15 protein-coding genes and 3 pseudogenes are annotated in these 8,379 nt (G+C 63.1%); 9 read left to right on the top strand and 9 right to left on the bottom strand.

What is annotated here, in order from left to right; genetic code table 11:
- The 4 genes and pseudogenes from MOV75_RS19080 to MOV75_RS19070 all read right to left on the bottom strand — a co-directional run.
- Positions 1-235: pseudogene (locus MOV75_RS19080) on the bottom strand (hypothetical protein); the annotation flags it as partial.
- 74 nt (positions 236-309) lie between these two features.
- Positions 310-521 (bottom strand): annotated as a pseudogene (locus MOV75_RS42715) (hypothetical protein); the annotation flags it as partial.
- Positions 522-620: 99 nt separating this feature from the next.
- The gene (locus MOV75_RS19075; protein ID WP_246928333.1) at positions 621-779 is read right to left on the bottom strand and encodes a hypothetical protein; all 159 of its coding nucleotides are present in this window, start codon (positions 777-779) and stop codon (positions 621-623) included.
- 25 nt (positions 780-804) lie between these two features.
- Positions 805-1,179 carry a PRC-barrel domain-containing protein gene (locus tag MOV75_RS19070; RefSeq protein ID WP_246928356.1) on the bottom strand — a complete coding sequence of 125 codons (375 nt, stop codon included), beginning with the start codon at positions 1,177-1,179 and terminating at the stop codon, positions 805-807.
- 187 nt (positions 1,180-1,366) lie between these two features.
- Between MOV75_RS19070 and MOV75_RS19065 the strand changes: the two are divergent.
- The 6 genes and pseudogenes from MOV75_RS19065 to MOV75_RS19040 form a co-directional block, all read left to right on the top strand.
- Positions 1,367-1,583: pseudogene (locus tag MOV75_RS19065) on the top strand (thiamine pyrophosphate-binding protein); the annotation flags it as partial.
- A gap of 116 nt (positions 1,584-1,699) precedes the next feature.
- Positions 1,700-1,927 (top strand): hypothetical protein, encoded by a 228-nt coding sequence (locus tag MOV75_RS19060; protein ID WP_246928334.1) that lies wholly within the window; start codon positions 1,700-1,702, stop codon positions 1,925-1,927.
- Between the two features lie 86 nt (positions 1,928-2,013).
- A complete protein-coding gene (locus tag MOV75_RS19055; protein ID WP_246928336.1) occupies positions 2,014-2,565 on the top strand; it encodes a DUF4142 domain-containing protein in 552 nt (183 codons plus the stop codon).
- A gap of 216 nt (positions 2,566-2,781) precedes the next feature.
- On the top strand, positions 2,782-3,366 hold the full coding sequence (locus MOV75_RS19050; protein ID WP_246928338.1) for a phosphatase PAP2 family protein: 585 nt from the start codon (positions 2,782-2,784) through the stop codon (positions 3,364-3,366).
- Positions 3,363-3,710 (top strand): DUF3147 family protein, encoded by a 348-nt coding sequence (locus MOV75_RS19045; RefSeq protein ID WP_246928339.1) that lies wholly within the window; start codon positions 3,363-3,365, stop codon positions 3,708-3,710. The genes MOV75_RS19050 and MOV75_RS19045 overlap by 4 nt, the downstream gene beginning before the upstream one ends.
- The gene (locus MOV75_RS19040) at positions 3,710-4,195 is read left to right on the top strand and encodes a hypothetical protein (RefSeq protein WP_246928341.1); all 486 of its coding nucleotides are present in this window, start codon (positions 3,710-3,712) and stop codon (positions 4,193-4,195) included. Before MOV75_RS19045 ends, MOV75_RS19040 begins: the two co-directional genes overlap by 1 nt.
- Here MOV75_RS19040 and MOV75_RS19035 read toward each other — a convergent pair.
- Positions 4,166-4,360 (bottom strand): hypothetical protein, encoded by a 195-nt coding sequence (locus MOV75_RS19035; protein WP_246928343.1) that lies wholly within the window; start codon positions 4,358-4,360, stop codon positions 4,166-4,168. The genes MOV75_RS19040 and MOV75_RS19035 overlap by 30 nt on opposite strands.
- A complete protein-coding gene (locus MOV75_RS19030) occupies positions 4,344-4,502 on the bottom strand; it encodes a hypothetical protein (protein ID WP_246928345.1) in 159 nt (52 codons plus the stop codon). The genes MOV75_RS19035 and MOV75_RS19030 overlap by 17 nt, the downstream gene beginning before the upstream one ends.
- Positions 4,503-4,675: 173 nt before the next feature.
- Between MOV75_RS19030 and MOV75_RS19025 the strand changes: the two genes are divergently transcribed.
- Positions 4,676-4,936, top strand: coding sequence for a hypothetical protein (locus MOV75_RS19025; protein ID WP_246928348.1), 261 nt, complete (start codon positions 4,676-4,678; stop codon positions 4,934-4,936).
- A 143-nt stretch (positions 4,937-5,079) separates the two neighbouring features.
- Here the strand turns inward: MOV75_RS19025 and MOV75_RS19020 are convergent, their stop codons facing one another.
- From MOV75_RS19020 to MOV75_RS19015, 3 genes are all read right to left on the bottom strand, one after another.
- Positions 5,080-5,286, bottom strand: coding sequence for a hypothetical protein (locus MOV75_RS19020; RefSeq protein WP_246928350.1), 207 nt, complete (start codon positions 5,284-5,286; stop codon positions 5,080-5,082).
- Positions 5,287-5,370: 84 nt separating this feature from the next.
- On the bottom strand, positions 5,371-5,502 hold the full coding sequence (locus MOV75_RS42480; RefSeq protein WP_258719551.1) for a hypothetical protein: 132 nt from the start codon (positions 5,500-5,502) through the stop codon (positions 5,371-5,373).
- Positions 5,503-5,610: 108 nt separating this feature from the next.
- The gene (locus MOV75_RS19015) at positions 5,611-5,805 is read right to left on the bottom strand and encodes a hypothetical protein (RefSeq protein ID WP_135177413.1); all 195 of its coding nucleotides are present in this window, start codon (positions 5,803-5,805) and stop codon (positions 5,611-5,613) included.
- A 94-nt stretch (positions 5,806-5,899) separates the two neighbouring features.
- Here MOV75_RS19015 and MOV75_RS19010 point away from each other — a divergent pair, with 94 nt between their 5' ends.
- Positions 5,900-6,409 carry a DUF4142 domain-containing protein gene (locus MOV75_RS19010; RefSeq protein ID WP_246928352.1) on the top strand — a complete coding sequence of 170 codons (510 nt, stop codon included), beginning with the start codon at positions 5,900-5,902 and terminating at the stop codon, positions 6,407-6,409.
- A gap of 267 nt (positions 6,410-6,676) precedes the next feature.
- On the top strand, positions 6,677-8,379 hold a 1,703-nt coding region (locus MOV75_RS19005; RefSeq protein WP_247006384.1), incomplete at its 3' end, for a HAMP domain-containing protein.

Raw genomic sequence — 8,379 nt, 5'->3', positions numbered from 1 at the left:
CCTTCGTCGGCACGTCGATCGGCTCGGCGCGGGCTTGCGCCTCGTTGCCGCCACGCGCCTCCAAAGCCACCGGCGCGAACTGCGTCTCCGGGCCGAGCCGCTTCGGCGACAGCACTGCCTTGGAGAGATCGAGACCGAGATATTCGTCGGGCTTGTAGTCGTCAGCGCGTGCGATGCCGCCGCCAGCGAGCACGAGGGCAACGGCAACTGCAAAATGAACGCTCTTCAGGACCACGGACGCCTCCTGAAATTGATTTTGAAAGGGGTAATTTACCCCTATTTAGGAGGCGTCGCGTGCAATTCCAGCGGTCAAGTGCCGCCGTGGTTAAGAAGTTTGGCGGTGTCAGGCGACCTTCGCGTCGCCCCCGTCCCATCCAGGACCCCTATCAGACGGCTGCGGATGATCTGCTCCGCCTCACCCATGGATCCTATCGATGAGTTCCTTGCAGGAGGGGATGTCATGGATCAGACCCCGCGACCATGCCGCAGCTCCAGGCGCCGGCGTCCATCTGGCATTCCAGGTGGAGAGCCGCGTGGCCATTCGTGAACGCGATCCTCAAGGATGAAGCGCGGCGTCATGAACGCCGCGCTTCATCCTTCTCCCGCGCGAAGCACTCGTGTCAATGCGTCTTCGTCTCGTGCCATTTCTCCAGATCGGGCTTCACCTTGTCCGATCCTTGTTCCTTCTCCGGATTGCCCTTCCAGGGCTTGTCCGTCTGTCGGTGCGATCCCCAGTCATTCTGATCCCGAGGATCGTCGGTCGGCCGTTCCTTGCTCATCTCGAACTCCCTTTCCATGCAACGTCTATGCGAAGGGAACACCGTAATAGGAGTTGATGCCACGAATTGCGGCTTCATCACCCCAGTTCCAATCGCTTCGCTCGCCGTATTTCGGCGCGCTTTGCAGATCCTTGGCCGTGATCGCGGTGACATACCCGCCCAGCTCCGTATCGTATTTCAGCGATTGCCACGGTAACGGGTAGTGATCGTTCCCGAGCCCAAGGAAGCCGCCGAACCCAAGCACGGCGTAGGACACCTTGCCGCTGATCTTGTCGATCATCACACGCTCGATCGAGCCGATCCGGTTGCGGTCGGCACCATAGACGGATGTTCCTTCGACCTTGTCGCTGCCAATCAAACGGCCAATCTCGGCGCGGTCCAGCTCTGCTTGATTCAACATCTCGGTGCTCCACTCACAGAGTGCATGAATCAACCGGACAGGCGAGCGATCGTTCCGCCGCTGTTCCGCACGCCGCTGTTCAGCCCTCGGACAGGAACATCGCAGCGAGCGAGCGGTTCTCTGAGCTTCAAAACAGCTCTCGGAATCCTGAGCTTCAAAACAGCTCTCGGAATCGAGGCCGCGCATGGTGTCCCAGACCGTCTCCGACTTCACCGTCCAGCGTCTGCATCAATGGGGCGTGCGTGGCCGACGGCCAGATCGGCTTCGTGCAGGCGCGGCACGAGGAGATGGCGGCGTTTATGGCGTCTGCTTACGCGAAATTCTCGAGGGAGCTCGGCGTCTGCATCGCGACCTCCGGGCCCGGCGCTTCGCATCTCGTCACCGGGCTCTACGACGCGCTGCTGATTACCGCCGCAAAGTACTGGCGCTCCTGGCGCGATCCGAACGAAAGCGGGATGATTGAGGGAGCAGCGCGGCAGGTGCTCGAAACGATCCTGCCGGGAAAGGAATGAGGTGAACCATGAGCGATTTCCGCGATATCCAGCATGGCGTCAACGATCCCGTCGATGGCGTCGACGTGAAATACCACTTCAATGACAACAAGACGCCGCACGAGCGCGCGCAGCGCCATGCCGACGTGCGTGCCAACGCCACGGCCGCCCCCACTGAACCGTTTCTGCCCGAGCGGCTTCGACGCAAGCCGACCGATCCCATCAATCCGCGCACCGGACGGAATCCCGCGGATTAGTCGTTAGGAACCGCGGCCCCTGCGGCGTGTTGATCGGCGCAACATCGCGCGGCAAGAGGCTGCGCGCCCGATCGAAGGGACCAGACATGAAACGGACCGTCATCGCCCTTGCCTGCGTGCTTCTCGCAGGCCCCGCGCTCGCCCAGTCGCTGGGCGAGAAGACCGGCGTCAACTCGGCGCTCGGCGTCGCACCTGCTACCGCCGACTTCGTCAAGGAGGTCGCGATCAGCGACATGTTCGAGATCGAGTCGAGCAAGCTCGCCCAGCAGAAGGGCAACGCGCAGGAGAAGAGCTTCGCACAGCAAATGGTGACCGACCACACCAAGACCAGCACTCAGCTCAAGGGTCTCGTCGGTGACGGCAAGGTGCAAGCGACCCTGCCGACGGCGCTCGACAGCTCGCACCAGAGCAAGCTCGACAAGCTCAAGAACGCCACGGGCAAGGAATTCAGCTCGGACTACAATTCCTACCAGGTCAGCGCCCATGAAGATGCGGTGTCGCTGTTCGAACGCTACGCCAAGGGCGGTGACAATTCCGCGCTGAAGGACTGGGCCGGCAAGACGCTGCCGGCGCTCAAGCACCATCTCGACATGGCCAAGGAGCTCGGCAAGGCGCCGAGCGTCGGACAGTCCAAGTAACGGCTTCGGACGAGGAGGCCGCCCCGCGGCGTCCTCCTCGTCGCGGCAACGGCGCCTCTCTCCGTACACTGAACTTACGAGCTCGCGCCGCCGCCTCGAGCAGCCTGTCGCGCTGGCTTCCATCTGTCCGCGCCGCTACGCTGTACGGCGCGCCCAGGAACGTTCTTTGCCATACAGAATTTACCAGACCGTCATCTAGGATATCTCGCCGGACCGATGGCACTCGTAAAAGTAAAGCCCACCCGGATCGACCAGGCGCTCGCAAGCGAAATTGCGCACGACACCAATTCAGGTCTCGAGCAAGTCGCCCAGGCTTTGACTTGGGCGGCGGACGAGCACGTGCTGCTTGCGCTCGCTGCGGCTGGATGGCTTTACGCCCAGCTTCGGCGACCCGAAGCGCGTCCTGCTGCAAATCACGCGTTGGCGGTCTCCTTGGCGACTGCGGTGCTGCCGCACCTGCTGAAGTCGCTGTTTGACCAGACGAGGCCCGACCGACTGACAGTCCTCGGTCATGCAAACGGTGTTCCCATCTCGGGGCGATCCCACGATGCATTTCCTTCCGGCCATGCTCTGCACATGGGCGCGCTGGCCTCAGCGGCCGGGCTGCTGACCCCCGTCCCGCGCCGGCTGGTGCGCTCGGTTGCCGTGGCTCTGTCGTTGACGCGCGTCGTCGTGCTTGCACACTGGGCAAGCGACGTCGTCGCGGGCTTCACCCTCGGCGTCGTCGTCGAGCGACTGTTCAGGCCGCTCACGCTTGGAAAGCTACGGCAGCGGCCTCCTGCCTCGCGGGTGCGGTCATGACGGAATATCTCGTGCGCTTCATCGCGGGCGGGGTCATCGTCTCCGCCTTCGCGATCCTGGGAGACATGCTCAAACCGAAGAGCTTTGCCGGGCTGCTCGGCGCGGCTCCGTCGGTCGCGCTGGCCACTCTCAGCATCGCCGTCGTCCAGCACGGCCCGCAATATGTCGCCGCCGCAAGCTGGACGATGATCTATGGTGCCATCGCGCTCGCCTGCTACAGCCTCGTTGTCTGCCATCTCCTGATGAGGTTTCATCTCGGCGCACTGCCAGCCACCATCGCCGCCTTTGCCGTATGGCTCGTCGTCGCCTTCGGTCTGCTCGCGGGCTTTGGGGGTGCCGCCTGATGCTGGTCAAGCTGTCTCCATCGGCGCTAAAACAGTCACGGTGGTACGAGTACGGTGTCCGCTTCCTGCTTGGCGGACTGGCAACGGTCATCGCGGGGATCGTGGGCGCGCGTTTCGGCGTCTCCGCCGGCGGGCTCTTCCTCGCGCTCCCCGCCATCTTCTGCGCCAGCGCAACGCTGATCGAAAGTCATGAGCGCCGCGCCAAGGAAAAAGCCGGCCTCAGCGGAAGGAGGCGCGGACAGCAGGCCGCAGCGCTCGATGCCGCGGGTGCGGGCCTGGGAAGCATCGGTCTTGCAGCATTCGCCTCAGTTTTTTACGTCGTGGTTCAGGCAACCACGATTGGCGCGTTCGTGGCTGCCATTCTGGTATGGGCGGCCGTGTCGGTATTGGCGTGGTGGCTGAGGCGAAAGTTTCGCATCACCTCGCGCGCGGTGCAGACCGAGCGCATCGGGCAATCAGCGAGGGGCCGCGGCATCGTCCCGTAGCATCAGGAAGCCATACATCTCGGCAGCGGTCTGCAGTTGATCGATGCGCGCGACAACAACGTCGCGCTGGCGCCCATTCGGCAGGCCCGACAGCTCGTGCTCAAGCCGCAGCTTCTGCGCCGCGAGACGTTGTTCGAACGTATGTGGCTCAGATCGTCTTCGCATCTTCCGTCCTCGGTGGCTGAAGACCCGGGCTGTTGGCCCAGCGCTCGACTTGCTCGATGACCTTCTGGTGGCTTGCGCGCACCGGCCTTTGTGCTTCGCGTTCCTCGGAAAGCTTGCGGGGTAACGTGACCTCGTCCGTCATGACGCATCTCCCTTTAGCTATGAAAATGCGCCTGCGCGCGAATCGTTTCAAGTAACCTATTGATTTATTAAGACTATTTTGCTAAACTGGCGCTTTTTTGGACTCCGGTGGAACTCGCGGCAAGTTGGCCGGTTTAGCAAATTACTCATCTTGCTCAATTTGCGTGATTGACCATGAACGACCTTCGCGCCGAGCGGCTCCAAGTCATGCTTTCCCCGGAAGAGCTGGCCGCAGTGGATGATTTCCGGTTCAAGCACCGCATGCCAACGCGTGCCGCGGCGGTACGCGAACTGCTCAAATTCGGACTCGCAGCCGCGGGCATCGAGACGAGCATCGACCCGTCAACGGGCGTCAAATCAAGCGAGTTTGGTGTATTTGGCCGAGGGCCAGACGGACACACCCCGGGAAAATCCGAGAACGACGCCGAGGATTGATTCGATCGGCCTCGCAAAACAAAACGACCCCGGCACAGTGGGGTGCCGGGGCCGTCCTTGGAGATTGCTTCCGGCGCACCGGGGGCATGACAACCGGAAGCAATCCGTCGACTCTTGGCGCAGGGATTCGTTCCTTGCGAGAACTAGCCCGTCGGGGCGTCGCCGGAATCGTCCGGCATCACGCCGGATCCCGGCGTCTTGGTGTTGTCGTTGAGCTTGGGATCGCGGGTCGCCTCGCGCGACGGCGAGCCCTTCGAGCCCGTCTTGTGCGCGGTCTGCGCGCGCTGCTTGTCACGCGGTTGATCCTCCGCGCGCTGATCCCTGACGATACCGTGGTCGGAATGAGCCATGTTGTCCTCTCGCCTCTCCAGTCGTCCTGAAGCGCTTACGCACCGGCGCGTCGAATGTTCCGGTGCAGACGAGAGGCCGCGGCGCTAGCTATGCGCCGCATGGACCGCAGTCGATGCATTCTCCAGATGCACCTGCCGCACCGTCGTCACCGTCGCGAACGCCACGGAGACGCCAAAAGCGAGAATGAGTGAAAGAAGAGCAAGACGCGGAGCCATTGCAAAATCTCCTTCTGGAATCGAAAATCAACGCGATTGACTGTTCCCGAATGATCCTGGATTGGTCGCCTGCATTCCGTGCGCGGCCTCACACCCAAACGGGAGCGCCTATGCGTCCTGCTTTTGGGAGGTACGGGTCGTGACGGGCGGAATTTCGCCATCGAGCCAGTCCTGTTCTCTCGCGAGCGCGGTCCAGGCGTCCGCCATGCGCGAATAGCGCTTATGGGCAGGTTGCCCTTCCGCTCGCTCGGCGAGCTGCAGGCAGTTGTCGGCGTTGTCCCTGAAGATGTCAGACTGTTTCATGAACAAGACGTGGGGACGGAACTGTCGCGTCGCAACCGCCCTTAACGGATCGTAACGTTCGGGGAACTTCGCACGTCATCGGTCATTGATAGCGATGCGAGTTCTTGTCGCGATCATCCTGATGTTCGTCAGCACCGCAGCGCTTGCCGACAGTACCGGCGAGCGAAGGCTGGGCGAACGCGTCCCGACGGCGACCGACGTCGTCAACGGCCTTTACGCGTTCAGCCGCTTCCAGCAGGGTCTGCTGGAAAGCACCGACCTGAAGGGCAATGCGGAGGTGAAGAACCTCGCCGCCCTGCGCGCCGAGGAAGCGGCGAAACGCGACAAGGCCTTGAAGGACATCCAAGAGGCGATCGGCGCCGAGCCGCGCGTCGGCAAGACAAAGGCGAGCACAAGCCTCGCCGAGCCCGACAATTCGGACGGACCGGCCTACGTCCGAACCTTCTATGCCGCGCAGATCCCTGAATATGAATCCACCATTGACCTGCTCGAGCACTATCTCAAAGCTCCCGACAACGCCGCACTGGCCGCCTTTGCCCGCGACCAACTGCCGGTGCTGCGCTCGCAGATGAAGGATGCGGAGCGGACGATGGCAGACAAATAGCCCCATTCGTCTCCGGCCGCCGCCGTCCGTGGTGCCCGCCCCGCCGATTGGCAGCAGGTGCCCACAAAGGCGGCGAACCGGCCCGAAAACTCTTGGAACCGGATGGAACCAATCGGCTTTTTCTTCGTTGCGACTATCGGGCTGAGCAAAGCAGGTTCCTTTTCCACGCGCCGCAACCTTGGCGCTTGATTTCGAATTTGGCTGACGCTCTAGTTTGACTAATTGCGTCACGCCCTAGATTCGGCCGACGCTTGCGGGGGAATCAGTATGAGCGACCTCGATCCCGGATCTGCATCACGCTCCGGTCGTCGCGTCCCAAAGCCAAAAATCAACGGTACGTCGGAGCCCGATTCCCGACCGGAATTGCTCCTCGCCTTACAGGCCATGCGCAGCGGCGATTTCTCCGTGCGTATGAGCGGCGACTATCTCGGTATCGACGGCAAGATCGCCGACACTTTTAATGAAATCATCGCCGCCAACCAGCGCATGGCGCAGCAGCTCGAACTGGTCGGCCAAGTGGTGGGCCGCGAAGGCAAGACGCGCCAGCGCGTGAAATTCGGCCTCGCCTCCGGCTCCTGGGCCGACATGGAAGGCTCCGTCAACACGCTGATCGACGACCTGCTGTGGCCGACCCGCGAGGTGACGCGCACAGTCGCAGCCGTCGCGCAAGGCGACCTGCTCCAGAGCGTCAAGCTCGACGTCGACGGCCGTCCCCTCCGCGGCGAGTTCTTGCAGTCGGCGACCATCGTCAACACCATGATCAAGCAGCTCGGCGTGTACACCTCCGAGGTGACGCGCGTGGCCCGCGAGGTCGGCACCGAAGGCAAGCTGGGCGGCCAGGCCCAGGTGCCGGAAGTGACCGGCGTCTGGAAGGACCTCACCGAGAGCGTCAACTCGATGGCGAACAACCTGACCAACCAGGTTCGCAACATCGCCGAGGTGACTATCGCGGTGGCGAACGGCGACTTGTCCAAGAAGATCACCGTCGACGTCCGCGGCGAGATCCTTCAGCTCAAGGAAGCCATCAACACGATGGTGGACCAGCTGCGCTCCTTCGCCTCCGAGGTGACGCGCGTGGCGCGCGAGGTCGGCACCGACGGCAAGCTCGGCGGCCAGGCCATCGTGCCCGGCGTCGCCGGCACCTGGAAGGACCTCACCGATTCCGTCAACGCGATGTGCGGCAACCTGACCGCACAGGTGCGCAACATCGCCAACGTCACCACCGCCGTGGCGCGCGGCGACCTATCGCGCAAGATCACGGTGGACGTGCGCGGCGAGATCCTGGAGCTGAAGGACACCATCAACACCATGGTGGACCAGCTCAACTCCTTCGCCTCGGAAGTGACGCGCGTCGCGCGCGAGGTCGGCACCGAAGGCAAGCTCGGCGGCCAGGCCCAGGTGCCTGGCGTGGCCGGCACCTGGAAGGATCTCACCGACAACGTCAACTTCATGGCCTCGAACCTGACCGCGCAGGTCCGCAACATCGCCGACGTCGCCACGGCCATCGCGAGCGGCGACCTCTCGAAGAAGATCACAGTGAACGTCTCGGGCGAGATCCTTCAGCTGAAGGAGACGCTCAACACCATGGTCGACCAGCTCAACGCCTTCGCCGGCGAAGTGACGCGCGTCGCGCGCGAGGTCGGCACCGAAGGCAAGCTCGGCGGACAGGCGGAAGTGCCCGGCGTCGCCGGCACCTGGAAGGACCTCACCGACAACGTCAACTTCATGGCCTCGAACCTGACGGCCCAGGTCCGCAATATCGCCGAGGTCGCGACCGCGATCGCCGGCGGCGACCTGTCGAAGAAGATCACGGTGGACGTGCGCGGCGAGATCCTGCTGCTCAAGGACACCTTGAACACCATGGTCGAGCAGCTCCGCTCCTTCGCCGCCGAAGTGACGCGCGTCGCGCGCGAGGTCGGCACCGAAGGCCGCCTCGGCGGTCAGGCCGTCGATGGCACGACCAAGAACAT

Origin of the sequence: Bradyrhizobium sp. PRIMUS42 (assembly GCF_023006515.1) — a bacterium.
In the GTDB taxonomy this organism is placed as follows: Bacteria; Pseudomonadota; Alphaproteobacteria; order Rhizobiales; family Xanthobacteraceae; genus Bradyrhizobium.
Note: the sequence above shows the minus strand (reverse complement) of the source record. Positions and strands in the feature narration are given on the sequence as shown.